The organism is Bradyrhizobium sp. WSM4874 (genome assembly GCF_055811835.1).
Genome location: NZ_JBVVPR010000024.1, coordinates 22960 through 37365 on the forward strand (window position 1 = coordinate 22960; position 14406 = coordinate 37365).

A 14406-nucleotide genomic window follows, 5' to 3' on the forward strand; every position below is an offset into this window, starting at 1 on the left:
GCCTTGGGACAAAATGCGAATTTGGCAGGGCAGCTTTGGACGCAAAGCCGACGATCGACCGCCTGGATCTGGCTCATGAGGGACCAATAGGGGACGTGAGCTTGAGCTCCCCTTCATCCCAGCCGCGCGGTGAGTGCGAATGTCTCGAGCAACGTTATTACGACTCTGGGTCCTCGATCTGAATTTGATGATAATCAACTAAAGCGCTTTCATTCGGGACTTGTAAAGAAATCGTAGATTGAAACCGTAGCTATCCCTCAGGGCGACCAAAAGCACCAAGCCGTCAAGGAGATATGGAGGAGGGAGTATCCGCTGATCTGGGAAAATCCACACCACCTCTTTGCAAGGCGAACTAGTAGAGATGCAGACCGCCTGTGGATCGTTGGGGCAATTCGCGCGACATGCGGGCGAGTTTTTCAAATACTTATCGCGACTGCGCCTGCAAAACTTTGGTGTTGTTGGAGATGCGGAACAACTTTCAGGGTAACTCCCCCGGGAAAAAGCGTGCCAAGAGGCGGCATCTTCAGTGTTGCGGTGATAGGCCGCGTTACATCAACTTAGGTCTGTTCTGAATCGAGTGCCTTGCTGCCATCAGCTCCGACAGTTTACGAGACTGCTCGCTATGGAAGCCCCAGGCCGCTGCAGTACCACCCCATATCTGCGTGTCTCCAGCCGTCGACGGTGAGCGCCCCGCTGTCTTCGTTCGTTGCTGCACGCGGCCTTACCATCGACCGGTGCCCACCAGGCTCGCTTCGATGACCCCGCGCCGGTCGGGAGATCTGGTATGCAGAAGCGCGTCGGCGAGCTGCCCGATCACCTCGTCGGCCGACCACCCTTAGACCTGCTCGGCCGTCTTGTTCCAGAAGGTGATCACGCCGCTGCGATCCCTGACAAAGATGATGTCATGCGAGAGGTTGAGCAGGCGGGCCTGTGCCGCGAGGCGCTTCGTTACCGCGTGATTTTGTAGCGCCAGCTAGGTCGTGATCCCGATTGCCGCGAGGCTCACCAGCACACGAAGGGCGGTGAGGCGATGGTCCGCAGATCGTGCGACAGCAGATAGGCGGTGATCGTCAGGGCGATGCAGCCGGCTACGGCGACGATGTATTGTCGCGCCAGTTGGTCTTCGCTGCGAGCAGGATCGCCAGGAGATAGAGAACCGGCACGGCGCCCTCGAGCGGCGTCATGACGTCAAGCAGGAAAACCGCAAAGGCGAGGACGGCGGACAAGGACCGCAAGCCGGTGCGGCGCGAGGGGGCCGTGCCTCTTGTAGAGACCTTCCACAGTACAAATGCGCAAGCTGCAGCTCGACAAAATTGCCATCTCATGCCCTGTCGTCCTTGAGCTCTTCAAGGTGAGACTGGCTCGAAAACGTGTTCGGAAACCGTAGGCACAACGAGAAGGATACGCACTGACCGGTCCTTCGATCGGCGGCCGGGTATCGCAATCGCCGATCAAACTCTTGTAGGTGCGGACGGCTAAAGCGGGGCTGATGCAATCGTTCCTCACGGCGAACAGATGGGTCGCCGCAAGCAGTGCCTGGTTCTTGGCAAGCATCGCATTTCGGGGAATGACGACGCTTGCCATTGATCCCGGCCGCCGTCGATTTCGATGGCCAGTGCCTTCAAAGGCCCGCATCTCCGGCGCTACGGCTTGCGCTTTTTGCGCCTCAGACGGGGAAGAGCGGAAGGTGATCGGCATCAACGCGAACGCCACGATGGACCTTCAGAGACCGTGCTTGACCGCATCGACCCTTAGCCAGGAGGAGCGCCGGTTTTGCGTTGCGAGAAGATCCGGGCTTCATGCCTTCTCTCAGTTGTGCCTACGCTTACGTTCTTGACGTGCTATGCTGATAGAAACAGCCAATAGGTGTGCCATGTCCGGTATTGCAGAATGGCTATCATCGATCGGATTGGGAGAGTACGCTCAGCGCTTTGGCGAGAACGCCATTGACCTATCAGTTGTTGGGGATCTCACCGAGCAGGACCTGAAGGACCTCGGTGTCCTGCTCGGCCATCGCCGCAAGATGTTGCGTGCTATCACGGAGCTCAAGGGCGACATTTCGCGCACGCCTCAAGCGGGCGGCAAGGCGGCGCGGGACGGAGCCGAGCGGCGTCAACTCACGGTTATGTTTTGCGATCTGGTCGGCTCGTCGGCGCTCTCGGCCCGTCTTGATCCGGAAGATTTGCGAGGGGTTATTGGCGCCTACCACAGCTGCATTGCGGAGGTGATCGCTCGGAATGAGGGTATCATCGCGCGATACATGGGCGACGGAGTGCTCGCCTATTTCGGTTATCCACATGCGCACGAGGATGATGCCGAGCAAGCGGCGCGCGCCGGGCTGGCGCTGGTCGATGCCGTGGCCAACCTCCAGACATTCCCATCCACCCAACTTCGGATCCGCGTCGGGATTGCTACCGGGATGGTGGTCGTAGGCGATTTGACGGGAGAAGGTGCGGCGAAAGAGCAGGCGGTTATTGGTGAAACACCAAATTTAGCTGCGCGCTTGCAGACGCTCGCCGATTCAGGCGCCGTCCTGATCTGCGAGAGTACTCACCGGCTAACCGAAGGACATTTTGAATTCCGGAATCTTGGCCCGGTCATCCTGAAAGGTTGGGCGGAGCCAACACAAGCATGGCAGGTGCTGGGCACTACCGGCATCGACAGCCGCTTCGAGGCCCAGCACAAAACTCAGTTGACGCAGCCAATTGGACGCGAGGAGGAGATCGAGTTGCTGTTGCGTCGCTGGCAGCGCGCCATGAGCGGCGAGGGTTGCGCAGTAATGCTTACCGGAGAGGCGGGCATCGGTAAATCGCATATCGCCTTGGCGCTCGACGAGCGGCTGCAAGGAGAGGAGCACATCACGGTGCGCCAATTCTGCTCGGCGCATCATACTAATAGTGCGCTGTACCCGTTTATCCGGCAACTCGAACGAGCCGCCCGGTTCGAGCGGAGTGATTCGCCGACGGCTAAATTCGCCAAGCTTGAGGTCCTGCTCGGTCGATCCGGAGCTGACGCAGATCGCGTAGTGCCTCTGGCCAATCTCTTGTCCTTGCCACTCGGTGAGCGTTACCAACTGCAGGAGCTGAGCCCGCAAAAGCGCAAAGAAATGACATTAGGGGCGCTATTGGCTCAGCTGAAAAGCCTGGCAGCACTGCAACCAGTGTTCGTCATTGTTGAGGATGTCCATTGGGCGGATCCGACTTCTCTCGAGCTCCTGACGATGACCTTGGAACAAGTACCGCGGCTTCGGGTGCTGCTGCTCATCACCGCGAGACCGGAATTCACGCCGCCTTGGCCTGGTCATGCGCATGTTACGACGCTCTCTTTGACGCGACTTAACCGTCGCAACGGAGCGGCGTTGATCGAGCGGGTCACCGCCGGCAAGGCGCTCCCGAAGGAGGTTTTGGATCAGATACTCGCCCGCACTGATGGCGTGCCTCTGTTCGTAGAGGAGCTGACCAAGACCGTGCTCGAAACCGGGTTCTTGCAAGAGCATGACGATCATTACACCCTAAGCCGCCCTCTGCCAGCGATGGCGATTCCGACCACGTTACAGGCATCGCTAATGGCCAGACTCGATCGATTGGCCCCGGTAAGGGAGGTAGCTCAGGTCGGCGCCGTGGTGGGTCGCGAGTTTTCGTACGAACTGCTGAGCACGGTAGCCGGGTTGCCAAGAGAGAGACTGGAGGAGGCTCTTGCCCAGTTGGTCCGATCGGAGTTGATCTTCCGCCGCGGCGAGTTACCGCAGGCGGTGTATACCTTCAAGCATGCACTTGTGCGGGACGCTGCCTATTCAGGGCTCCTGAAGAGCCGACGCGCAGCGCTGCATGCCACGATCGCGCAGGCCTTCGAGCAACGGTTCCCGGAAATTGTGGATGCTCAGCCCGAAACGCTCGCGCACCATCTCACTGAGGCCGGACTGTTCGAAAAAGCGGAGGCATACTGGCTGCAAGCCGGCAAGAAGGCAGCCACGCGCTCCGCCAATCTTGAGGCCATTGCGCACTTGCAACGAGGGATCGAGGCCACGAGCCATCGGCCCGATGACGCACGAAACGACAGGCTTGAACTTGACCTCCAGTTCGCTTTAGGGCCCTGCCTGATCGCTACCCAAGGGCCGGCCTCCAACAAGGCGATGGCTACCTTTACCCGCGCGCGAGAGCTATGCGAGCGCCTGCGAGATCCTCCCGAGCAACTTCAGGTCATGTTCTGGCTAACCACTGCGAGCGTCATTCGCGGTGAACTGCCGCTGGCCCAGGAGACGATCGCCGCTTTACTTCATCTCTCCCAAACGCGCGGCGACCGGCCAGCCTTGCTCAATGCGATGCGCGGGCAGGCGATGATCCGCCTGTTCATGGGACAGATCACCGGAGCCCAGGAAGCGATCGAACGGGCTTTCGAAGCCTTCGAGGCGAGCAGCGAGGAGGATAGACTGGCAGCGCGTGTGGCCGGCCAGGATGCCGGCGTGGCCGACCTTGCGCTGATGTCGTGGCCACTGTGGCTACTTGGCCGCGACGATACGGCCATTATACGAATGGACGCTGCAATTCAGCGCGCGGATGCCATTGGCCATCCGCATTCGCAGGCATACGCTTTTTATTATGCCTGCATTCTCCAAGCTCTCCGCGGTGAATTCCTGATAGCGCAGAGTTATGCCGAGCGCTGTATCGCCTTATCAGAGGAGCATGGATTCCGGCAGTGGCGTTTGGCCCGCGCCGTTCGCGGCATATGCATGGCATCGCTCGATCCCTCACCCAACGCGCTCGGAGAAATCCGTGCTGCGTTGGACGAGTATCGTCACGCCGGTTATCAGTTGGCCATTACCGCGCTCTTGGTACTTTTGTGTCAGCGCCTGTTGATTGATCGAGACTACGAGCCCGCGCTGGAGCTGATCGAGTCGGGCCTCGCTATAAGTACCCGCAACAGCGAACGAATTTTGGAAGCCGAATTGTACCGACTCAAAGCACGGGTGCTAATAGGCCGCGGCGGACCAGATGTCGAGGCTGTGGCACAGTCACTGCTCGAACATGCATTGGCCATGGCAAGGGGGCAACGCGCCAAGGCCCTTGAGCTTCGGGCCGCGACAGACCTTGCCGCGCTGTGCATCGATCAGCAACAACGCGAGCAGGCGCTCGATTTACTTGCCCCGATCTATGAATCCTTTACCGAGGGCTTCGACACGAGAGATATGAAGCGGGCGAAGGCGCTGCTCGACAAGCTGCGGTGACTATCGCAAAACGCCGGGTCGTTGCGTCTGGCCCGAATGATTGGCCTCAAATCATTATTTCGAGGTTGAGGAGTTCCGCTCGGAAGACTTCCGCCTGTCCATATCATGCTCGAGCCTTTATGCAGCGGCTCGCTTCAGCTCCTTGTGATATTCACACACGCTTTGCCAAGCTGGCCCCTCTGGCTTCTCGTTGATGAAATGCGGCCCGTTGTGCGCAGGGCGCGCCTCATGCTTTCCGAATGCCTCGAGCGCCTGCTCTGCAGCGGCCTTTCCCAGCTTGCGTCCATTATCGAGATTGCTGTGATTCCATTTGAAATTGATGTGACCCGGAACGTGAATCTCTATGATCTTGAGTTTCTTGTCCCTTGCCTCCTCCTGTTTCGATTTTTTGTCACACCGGATGTGGTATTTGAAAAGCTTGACGTCATCCTCGCCAACCGTCGAGGCGAACAATTGGCAAAGATTTGCCAGCGCGTCATGAAGATTCTCCGGCTTGCGGATTTGCTTTGAATCGACAATCCGGCTCACCCATATCTCTTCCAGCTCCGGGTGCTCCTCCAGCAAACTTTCGAAGTTGACGGTATCGACAAGCGCCCCTTCGCAGTAGGTCACTCCGCCAATCTCTACGGTACCTTCGACGAACGGAAGAGCTGAACACGCACACAAGGTGCTTGCGTCGATAGGGCCCTCAAACATAAACTTTCCGCTCGCCCTTTTCATGGGACGATTGGAAAATAATGCGAGCTTCTGCTGATCAAGGTTCCAGGCGTTATGGAAGATTGCTGGTTTTCCAGGCTTTTTCAGCTGTTCGAAATCTATCCCCTTCATGAACTCGCTATCCGGATAGTTGATCCTTGACAGGCCGTTGACGTTGGAAAGGTACATTAAGGACGTCAAATAACGGATGAAGGGATTGGTTGCCATCGCTTGATTGAGAATCCATCTATTGAAATCCCCTTCATCCAATCTGGTGAACTTCTTTTTTCTGTCTCTGTCAGGCAGCTGATTGAACAAAATCTCCATCGAGTCCTGGAAGATGTCCATCATCCGGTATGGATCCCATAGGAAGTCCTTATAGTTGTCGGAATCGCTGACGAAGTTGTTCAGCGCCTTTATGTTGCTGCGCCAATCCGGACCGAAGACTGTGTTTATGGGAAAACGCTTATAGCTTTCGTCGTCCCGAAAGACGCCATTCCTGAAGAATTGGTGAGTCTTTTCGACTTTGTCTTCATGATCGTCCCATTGGTTGTAGACGATCCCGACCCATGCGCCGATGCAGGACAGTGCCCAGACATCGAACGTTATGTTGTGTGCGGCGAGAGCTTCCAGAACCCCAATGTGCAGCCCTGCCGCCGGTCCACCACCGCCGAGCGTTATTGCTCTCTTCGCCATGGCATCCTCCGTTGAGTCTTGTGTGGTTATGCTCCGATCGAATTTCACTGCCGCGGAAGACTAGTAGTTTTCATGCCTATTGAAAAGCGTTCGGACTCTCCGTTGGCCGGACTTTGGCAGAACGATGCCCGGGAGCCGTGGTGGTTGATCCGAGGCCCCGAGCGACGCGAGTTAGACGTCGCGGCAGGGGATCGCTAAGCTCTCGCAGATAGAAGCGAACGCTTTCGTTGTGTCGGTGTCCTCGAAACAGAATCGGGTGCCGGAGTCCGCACGTTCTACCCACCAGTCGATCTTCCTTCCTTTTGATATCCGGGCCGCCTCTGAGCGGAGCTGATCCAACTGTCGTCCATAGGCCCGAACTATTACGCAATCTGGCTTAGTCATTAATCAATGTTCTTTCCGCAAAAAACGCATAAGCGCTGATCGCGCCACCTTATGAAGATGCGCTCCGATCAAGAGCCTAGCGTCGAGACTGTTCATCTACCTCGCGCGCGGCCAAGGTAAGCTCTATTTCTGTGAGCTGTTCCAACAAACGATGCACGATGTCGACGCAGTCTGATGACGGTATGGATCTCACGCCTCGTGCGTTAAGCTCCGCTTCGAGGAGCTTCGCCAGTACGAATTTGACACCCATTGGATTCCTAAAATGCGGGCCGGGATGAAAACCCAATACTGCGCTATTTGGGAAAAAGTTGCAATTGAGGGTTGATCACAAAGCCGCAAGTCAACGCCCTCGGGCGGAGATCCAAGCCTGCGAAGGCGCATCGCATCTAGGAGGATTCGCAGATCCGGCCCGAGCGAGAGGCCCGGCCGCCGTCGACGCGGTTACTGCCTTTCGATAGCGAAGTGAAAGAGCCGTATCGCGAAAGAAATGGCCGCCCAGAGGCGGCCAGTTCTTGGTCAACAACTTCGCTATTTTTTTAAGGCATCAGAGGTATCCCGCGCCGCGTCCTTCACATTTCCTGCGGCGTTATGGGCGGATCCCTTAGCCTTATCCATTTTGCCTTCTGCCTCCAGGTCCTTATCTCCGGTAAGCTTGCCGGCCCCTTCTTTGATCGCGCCTTTTGCCTTGTCGGCGGCGCCCTTCACATGTTCACGGTCCATGATCGTTACCTCTCCTATCCGGAAGACAAGCACAACCAAGTCAGTGCGCGGTCGTTCCTGCGAGACGAGGACCGCGTGTCCGTGTAGGTTGTAGCGGCGCATGAAGAGCACGGACTGCGTTCAAACCTGCTTTCTCCGTGAAATGTGTCAACGCTGCAGTCCCAAGTTTTCATCGGTTTGGCGGAAATGTTCGGGGAGCGTTGAAGAAGCGGCGGGGCTTCGATGGAGAACTCTATCTGTGGCATTGCTAGTCGCACTTCCAGCCATAATCGGTACCTGCTGCTGCCCAACAGCAAACGGAGGCGACGTCTCAATCCGGTGTTGCTCAAAACGTGCAAGCTGAAGCTGATAAGGGTATAAAAACCCGCAATTCCGGAGAGTCCGGGTATGTTGGCAACCAAGACCCGCCTGGCGCGGCTTCTCATGCACCGGGAGAGACAACCAACGCGGTCGGGACGACAACCGGTAGCAGTGCTCCCGGCAATCCATCAAACATCAATAGTTCGCAGGCCGACTACAACGCTCCCATGAAGGATGGCTCTGCGCCAAAGAAATAACAGCTTGCGACGACCGCCTTGGAAAAAGAGATCGCCCGCGATCTGCCACCGGCACAAAGGAGTGAAACCCGCGAGAATGCTAAGCGGGTTTCTCCGTTTGCAAGGCATTGCCGTTTTGGGAGATGTCGCCTCCTGGCCCGTTCGCGGTCTTCTGAACGGCGCCCGGCGACTTCCCGGTAGACCGGAACTGATCCCGCGGCGAACGGTCACTGTTGACCCACTGCAGACATTAGCGATGCGCTGCTATGGGCGGCCGCGTAGCGTGACCGTGGATTAATTTCTTCGACAGGAGACGGAAAGAATCGATCTTGTAAGATGGACTCAGCCGAGGAGATCGAGTCATCGCCATGCGCCACAGCTCAATCCTGCACGCTGTTACCCCAGCCGGTCTGTTCCTGGGATCCAGCCTCATCTCAGATGCATCCGCCGAGACCGCCAGCCACGCCTTAGCTGTCTCTGTCGGCGATTTCAAATATAGAGACACGTCGAACGAGCCCACCGATCAAACGGCCGTACATGAAAAGCGATCGCGGGCCTTCATGACCGCGCTGCGGGACGATGTCACGGCGGATCACCGTTTTGAGCTTGTGCCGTCCTCCTGCGCGTCAAATTGCCCGACCGATGGACTGACGTTGCGCGATCGGCTGCGTGCGGCGTACAAGCCGGCGCGCAGCTCCTGATCATCGGCGGCTTCCATAAGATAAGCACGCTCGTGCAGTTTGCGCAGACTGTTGCTATCGACACGAAATCCCAGCGCATCGTGTTTAGGAAATATTTCCAGTTCCGCGGCGACAACGACGAGGCATGGCAGCGAGCGGAGCGCTTTGTATCGGAGGAGGCCGCGACCGGCTGCTTGAAAGCAGATCGCAGCAATAGACTACGCGCGACGCATGTGCATGGCACCGTGAGCATGGCACCGTGAGTCCGGTTTTGGCCCATCCGCCACCTCGCAGGCGATCCGCTCTTAGGCAGATGTTGACCGCAAACCGGACATCAGACGGCCAGCCGCTTAAAGCGTACACGCCTTAGCTATAGGCCGGGCGGCGCTGGCCGCGCGCTCGCTTGAGAGCAGGGTCAATGCCGCACGATTGGCGCCTCGCGAAGCGCAGTGACGCCGATCTTCTTCAGCCCGTCGACTGAGGTGTCGCCCTTGCCGGCGGCTTCGAGGATCATGGAGGCCACGTGGGTGCGAGCGGAGGTCTCGTAGCGCGACACGCTCTCGCACACTTCGTCGAGGAGCGCGCGCAACAGCGCGGTGGTTTCAGCATCGAACATTGGAGGTCGCCCCCAAGCGAAAGCACATTCTGCCTGAACCCGCTCAGCCGAGGATTCACGCAAGTTACGGTCGCCGAAAAATTCTGCCCGATGACTGGGAAGAATGAGCGTGGCCCCGCCTTTTGGGGGCTGGGGGCTTGATGGCGGAGCCACGCGGGCCGTGCATTCGCGCGGGCCCACCACATCAACAACATCGGGCCGAGGCCGTTCCATGCTCGACACCAAGACCGCGCGCAGCGAAGACCTAGGGCTCCGGAGGTCGCAACGGACCATCCGCCCACTTGCGAGCATCGGGGGTCGTGTAGCGGGTCATCGTTGCAATTGGTGCACACGTACCGCGACCGCCGCTCCGAAGCTCCGTCGGACACAGCTTTCATCGGCTTGCCGCACGCCGGGCACGCCTTCCGGACCGGATGGAGCATGGCCATCTTTTTTCCCCCTGCCATGGCACTCTAGTTCAGCCGAGATCCTCAAGCTGGCCGATGAAAATTTGGTCGGGTTCACACTGTTGCCGGCCTTCTTGACTTCGTGACCGTAGAGCACGCAGCTCCGGCAGTGATGTTGAGGGGCGTGTCATGGAGCAGGAGTTCTACCGAGGTCTGGCCCAAAGGGTCGGGGGTATGGCGGAGAAAGCCGATCCGTTCACCCGGCGTCGTCTCCTGGATCTCGCCGAACGGTATGACAGCAGGGGCGGTCATCCCTCGGCATCCGGACCGACCGAGCGGCCGCTGCCAACGCCTCGCACGACGCCGGCTGCAGCGACTTTCTCTGGACCCGGCGAGGCCTGACGCCCCCACCCCTGTCGTTCTTGATGGTGCCGCACCGCGCACCCGATGAAGCCTCGCGGCCGTCCCGCAGTGCGCGAAGGGATCTGCCGACAGACGCTTCCCCAGGACCAAGCTCGCCTACCCAGCCGGTGGTCCTGGCCTCACCAGGGAGGATTGGATGCCGTGGGCGGGTCCGACATCGCGTTTCCCCCTGATCGCGATCCTAGGGGCTTGGAAGCGGGTGGGGGAGGCGCTGCGCCTCGCACCGGTAACGAGCTGCCGCGTAGGCCACCCTTCCGGCAGGTTGTGCTCGGCAGCCCCGGAGGCGAGTGAGTTCTGACCACGCCAGGGCGGCGGTGATCCATCTCTGCCGTTCTAGCCCATCGGCTTCGGCGGCAAGCTTCATTGCCGCGACGGCCTCGCGCTCGGAGTCGTACGAGGAGTCCATGGACCCAAATATAGCTGCAGATCGTAAACGATCACGCACCAGTGGGGCCGTAGCAATCCCAGGGTCGGCACCATACGCGGACGCCTGTCTAGCCTTTTGGAGCTGCTCCGCCGATCCGCCCGTTCATAGCGCGGACCTCTGGAGCGCTCGCGATTGAGGCCCTGCGCGAGCGTCCCGCAAGGGGGGCCAACTGCACCGACACTCCCGAAAAGCCCGTGAATTGCTTGTCTTTCAGATATCTCGCGCCGAGCGGTCCCGATATTGTGGGGCCTGACGGGACTACCTCATCGGCTCAACACGAGAAGAGATGTTTCAAGACGCATCGGATCTGGCCGCGACGGCCGAGGTACTAGGCCGATCGAGCGACTACCGGGTGCTGCGCCACCTGGTACCGCGGCCAAACGTGGATGCCGGCCTTCGGACAGGAAACCAAGATCGGCATCCTGCTCGACACCGAGACAACCGGCCTCGACCACCGCAAGGACGAAGTCATCGAGCTCGGCATGGTCAAGTTTGGCTACACGCCGGACGGTCGCATCATTGATGTCACGGACACGTTCTCCGCCTTCAATGAGTCGTCCGAGCCGATCCCGGCCGAGATCACGGCGCTTACCGGCATCACCGATGAAAATGGTGGCCGGCCACAGGATCGACGAGGCCGCCGTGAACGCCTTCGTCGACGATTCCGTGGTCCTGGTCATCGCGCATAACAGTAGATTCGATCGGAAGTTTTCCGAACGCTACTAGCCCGTCTTCGAGCGGAAGGCGTGGGCATGCTCCGCGACCGAGGTCGATTGGCGGCAGCACGGCTTCGATGGAGCGAAGCTCGGCTACCTTCTGAACGGCGCCGGCTATTTCCACCAGGCGCACCGCGCGGTTCACGACTGTCACGCGCTGCTCGAGATCTTGGACTTCGACCTACCAACGACCGGCGCGCCAGCGCTCGCTGTCCTGCTCGAGAGCGCACGACAGAAGACCATCCGGATATGGCCGAACAGTCGCCGTTCGAACTCAAGGATTCGCTGAAGCGCCGCGGCTATCGCTGGAGCGACCGGCACGGACGGTCGGCCAAAATCCTGGTACGTTGACGTCCGCGAGTCCGCTCTAGAAACCGAACTCGCATTTCTCCGGACCGAGATCTACCTGCGCGACGTGAGCCGCGCTTGCAGATGCTGACTGCCTTCACCCGCTTCTCCGGCAGGATCTGAGGGCCGCCAATCGCCACGCCGAAATACGTGGCGAACCTGCCCTCAGCGGCCGAGACGTTTCTCGACCCGCTTGCGGCTGTTGCCGACCTTCTTCACGGCTTTCTTCACCGCGGAGGCCGAGCGGCCAGTTTTCTTTGCTTCGTATCGCACTTCGTAGTCCTGGCCCTTAGCCACACGGGTGCGATCTTGTTTGCGTCCCCGTGCGGTCTTCTTCTTCGCTGCCACCATCTGCTCCTCCGTCTGCCAAACTGATGTCAGTGCAACGCTTCAAGGAATCGTGGGGTTCCCTCCAAGAAGCTGTTGCCGGGCCGAAGCCAAACGAGCGCCAGCAGCATCTCGGCTCCACCTTTGTTGGCCTTTCCATTTTCGTTTGCTCGACCGCCTGCATGAAGGCTTCGTCGCACCGCATGAGCACAGCGGCCCTTTGGCGCACATCGCCCGAGTTGGCCAGCTCCGGACGCTCCGGCCCATTTAGATTCAAATACGCCGCCCGGAGCCCGCTCCCGTTTCTTGCAGATGTTTTTCTACATCCTCCATTCCAAACCCACGGACCGGGAAAACTTGGAACTTCTCAGTCCAGCGCATGTTTGTGCCGTGCCACTTCTGGAGGACGACATGAACAAGAGGCTGCTTCTTCTGTTAACGGCTGCTTCGCTTCTCGCGGGTCCGTCGTTTGCGCAAAACCCGCCGGCCACTGATCGGCCCAACAATAACGCGGTCAACAGTTCCGGTCAGAACAATTCCAACAACCCGGTCGCAGGCGCCAACAGCTTCACCGAGGGCCAGGCCAAATCGAAGATTGAGGACGCAGGCTACACCAACGTCACATCCCTGAAGAAGGACGACAACGGCGTCTGGCGCGGAAAGGCCACTAAAGGCGGCGCCTCGACCGATGTCAGTCTGGATTTCCAGGGCAACGTGAACGGGGCGAAATAACCTGCCCCACCAAAATTGAGAGGGATTCAAGATGACCGTCACGATCTCACGTCTCTACGATAACTACTCCGATGCGCAGCGCGCGGTGACGAGCCTGGAGGCCGCGGGCGTGCCGCATTCGGATTTGAGCATCGTCGCGAACAATTCCGACAACTGGTACAGCACCGACAAGAAGGTCGATCGAGATCGAGATGGGGTTGATGATCGGGCTGAAGGTGCGGCCACGGGAGCGGGCGTCGGCGCAGGCCTCGGTGGCGCGGCCGGCTTGCTCGCGGGCCTTGGGTTGTTGGCTATACCCGGCCTGGGTCCGGTCGTGGCGGCCGGATGGCTTGCGTCGACCGCGCTGGGTGCCGCAGCTGGCGGCGCTACGGGCGGGGTGGTCGGCGCGTTGACGCAGGCTGGTGTATCCGATGAGGAAGCTCCGCTCTACGCCGAAGGTGTGAGGCGCGGCGGCACGCTGGTTTCAGCGCGTGTGCCGGACGCGGACCGGGCGCGATACGAAGCGATCCTGAACCAGTCCGCCGTCAATCTGCGCGACCGAAGCGCAGCCTGGCAGAAGGGCGGGTGGAAGAATTACGATCCATCCGCCCAGCCTTACGGTGCGGAGGAGGTCCGGAGAGAACGGCAGCTCTACGGCACCGGAGCGCGATGAATTAACCGGCGGCCTGCCCCACGCGGGCCGCCCTTCTCTTGCAAGGTTACCAATCATCGAACTGAGGAGCCGAAAATGAGCCGCGGAATGCCATCGATGACTGCCCTCTTGGGTATGCTCGCAATCGCCGGTTACCAAAATCGTGACAAGCTCGCCGACATGTTTCGCAATGCTACCTCCGGTCAGCCGGCGGGTGCCAAGGATTCCCTGAGCGGCATGCTCGGAAATCTTGGCGGCGTTGTGGGAGGCGGTGGGGTGGGTTCGCTGCTGAGCGGCGGGATCGGCGAGTTGCTCGAGCACTTCAAGCAGAACGGGCAGGGCGAAGCGGCCCAATCCTGGATCAATCAGGGGCCAAATCGCGAAGTCACCCCGCCCGAACTCCAGCAGGCTATCGGTCTGGACGTCCTTCAAAAGCTGGAGCAGCAGACCGGCCTGTCTCAGCAGGAGATCCTCAACCGATTGTCGCGCGAGCTTCCGGCAGCCGTGGACAAATACACACCTGATGGACGTCTTCCGGCTCCATCGGCGGGATAATCACAGCCACCGAGGGAGAGACATGGGCATCATATGGACGATCATCATCGGCTTCATCGCAGGCATCATCGCGAAGTTCATCATGCCCGGCGATAACGAGCCGTCGGGCTTCATCCTGACCACAATCCTGGGAATAGTAGGGGCGTTCGTTGCGACCTACTTTGGTCAGGCTCTCGGCTGGTACCGGCCAGGAGAAGGCGCGGGGCTAGTGGGGGCAGTGGTAGGCGCCATCATCGTGCTTTTCGTCTACGGATTTGTCGCCGGTCGCAGCCGCCGGGCCATCTAACCACCGTGGAAGGAATTGTTCGC

At 59.4% G+C, this 14406-nt stretch carries 14 protein-coding genes and 1 pseudogene; 9 read left to right on the plus strand and 6 right to left on the minus strand.

The window, feature by feature from the left end:
* Positions 1-835: 835 nt before the first annotated feature.
* On the minus strand, positions 836-973 hold the full coding sequence (locus tag AC0L3P_RS23575; RefSeq protein ID WP_342761041.1) for a PAS domain-containing protein: 138 nt from the start codon (positions 971-973) through the stop codon (positions 836-838).
* Between the two features lie 115 nt (positions 974-1088).
* On the minus strand, positions 1089-1226 hold the full coding sequence (locus tag AC0L3P_RS23580; RefSeq protein WP_275170230.1) for a hypothetical protein: 138 nt from the start codon (positions 1224-1226) through the stop codon (positions 1089-1091).
* Positions 1227-1873: 647 nt separating this feature from the next.
* Between AC0L3P_RS23580 and AC0L3P_RS23585 the strand changes: the two genes are divergently transcribed.
* The gene (locus AC0L3P_RS23585) at positions 1874-5224 is read left to right on the plus strand and encodes an AAA family ATPase (RefSeq protein ID WP_473305491.1); all 3351 of its coding nucleotides are present in this window, start codon (positions 1874-1876) and stop codon (positions 5222-5224) included.
* Between the two features lie 117 nt (positions 5225-5341).
* Here the strand turns inward: AC0L3P_RS23585 and AC0L3P_RS23590 are convergent, their stop codons facing one another.
* Together AC0L3P_RS23590 and AC0L3P_RS23595 are read right to left on the minus strand one after the other, a co-directional pair.
* On the minus strand, positions 5342-6616 hold the full coding sequence (locus tag AC0L3P_RS23590; protein WP_275170232.1) for a patatin-like phospholipase family protein: 1275 nt from the start codon (positions 6614-6616) through the stop codon (positions 5342-5344).
* 912 nt (positions 6617-7528) lie between these two features.
* Positions 7529-7720 carry a CsbD family protein gene (locus tag AC0L3P_RS23595; protein WP_275170233.1) on the minus strand — a complete coding sequence of 64 codons (192 nt, stop codon included), beginning with the start codon at positions 7718-7720 and terminating at the stop codon, positions 7529-7531.
* A 904-nt stretch (positions 7721-8624) separates the two neighbouring features.
* Here AC0L3P_RS23595 and AC0L3P_RS23600 point away from each other — a divergent pair.
* Entirely contained in the window at positions 8625-8957 is a 333-nt protein-coding gene (locus AC0L3P_RS23600; protein WP_275170708.1) for a hypothetical protein, read from the plus strand.
* Positions 8888-9199: a DUF2380 domain-containing protein gene (locus tag AC0L3P_RS23605; RefSeq protein ID WP_275170234.1), complete on the plus strand. Its 312-nt coding sequence runs from the start codon at positions 8888-8890 to the stop codon at positions 9197-9199. The genes AC0L3P_RS23600 and AC0L3P_RS23605 overlap by 70 nt, the downstream gene beginning before the upstream one ends.
* Positions 9200-9351: 152 nt before the next feature.
* Here AC0L3P_RS23605 and AC0L3P_RS23610 read toward each other — a convergent pair whose 3' ends face one another.
* Positions 9352-9552, minus strand: a complete 201-nt coding sequence (locus AC0L3P_RS23610; protein WP_275170235.1) for a hypothetical protein — start codon at positions 9550-9552, stop codon at positions 9352-9354.
* Positions 9553-10127: 575 nt separating this feature from the next.
* On the opposite strand from AC0L3P_RS23610, the gene AC0L3P_RS23615 reads away from it, so the two are divergent.
* The gene (locus AC0L3P_RS23615; protein ID WP_275170236.1) at positions 10128-10340 is read left to right on the plus strand and encodes a hypothetical protein; all 213 of its coding nucleotides are present in this window, start codon (positions 10128-10130) and stop codon (positions 10338-10340) included.
* A gap of 734 nt (positions 10341-11074) precedes the next feature.
* Positions 11075-11975: pseudogene (locus tag AC0L3P_RS23620) on the plus strand (3'-5' exonuclease).
* 42 nt (positions 11976-12017) lie between these two features.
* Here the strand turns inward: AC0L3P_RS23620 and AC0L3P_RS23625 are convergent.
* Entirely contained in the window at positions 12018-12203 is a 186-nt protein-coding gene (locus AC0L3P_RS23625; RefSeq protein WP_275170237.1) for a DUF3606 domain-containing protein, read from the minus strand.
* Positions 12204-12590: 387 nt separating this feature from the next.
* Between AC0L3P_RS23625 and AC0L3P_RS23630 the strand changes: the two genes are divergently transcribed.
* The 4 genes from AC0L3P_RS23630 (at position 12591) to AC0L3P_RS23645 (ending at position 14383) form a co-directional block, all read left to right on the plus strand.
* Positions 12591-12911, plus strand: coding sequence for a hypothetical protein (locus tag AC0L3P_RS23630; protein WP_275170662.1), 321 nt, complete (start codon positions 12591-12593; stop codon positions 12909-12911).
* A gap of 31 nt (positions 12912-12942) precedes the next feature.
* Complete coding sequence (locus AC0L3P_RS23635) at positions 12943-13563, plus strand: general stress protein (protein WP_275170238.1); 621 nt, start codon at positions 12943-12945, stop codon at positions 13561-13563.
* Between the two features lie 75 nt (positions 13564-13638).
* Positions 13639-14097: a YidB family protein gene (locus AC0L3P_RS23640; protein WP_275170239.1), complete on the plus strand. Its 459-nt coding sequence runs from the start codon at positions 13639-13641 to the stop codon at positions 14095-14097.
* 22 nt (positions 14098-14119) lie between these two features.
* Positions 14120-14383 carry a GlsB/YeaQ/YmgE family stress response membrane protein gene (locus tag AC0L3P_RS23645; RefSeq protein WP_275170240.1) on the plus strand — a complete coding sequence of 88 codons (264 nt, stop codon included), beginning with the start codon at positions 14120-14122 and terminating at the stop codon, positions 14381-14383.
* Positions 14384-14406: the final 23 nt, after the last annotated feature.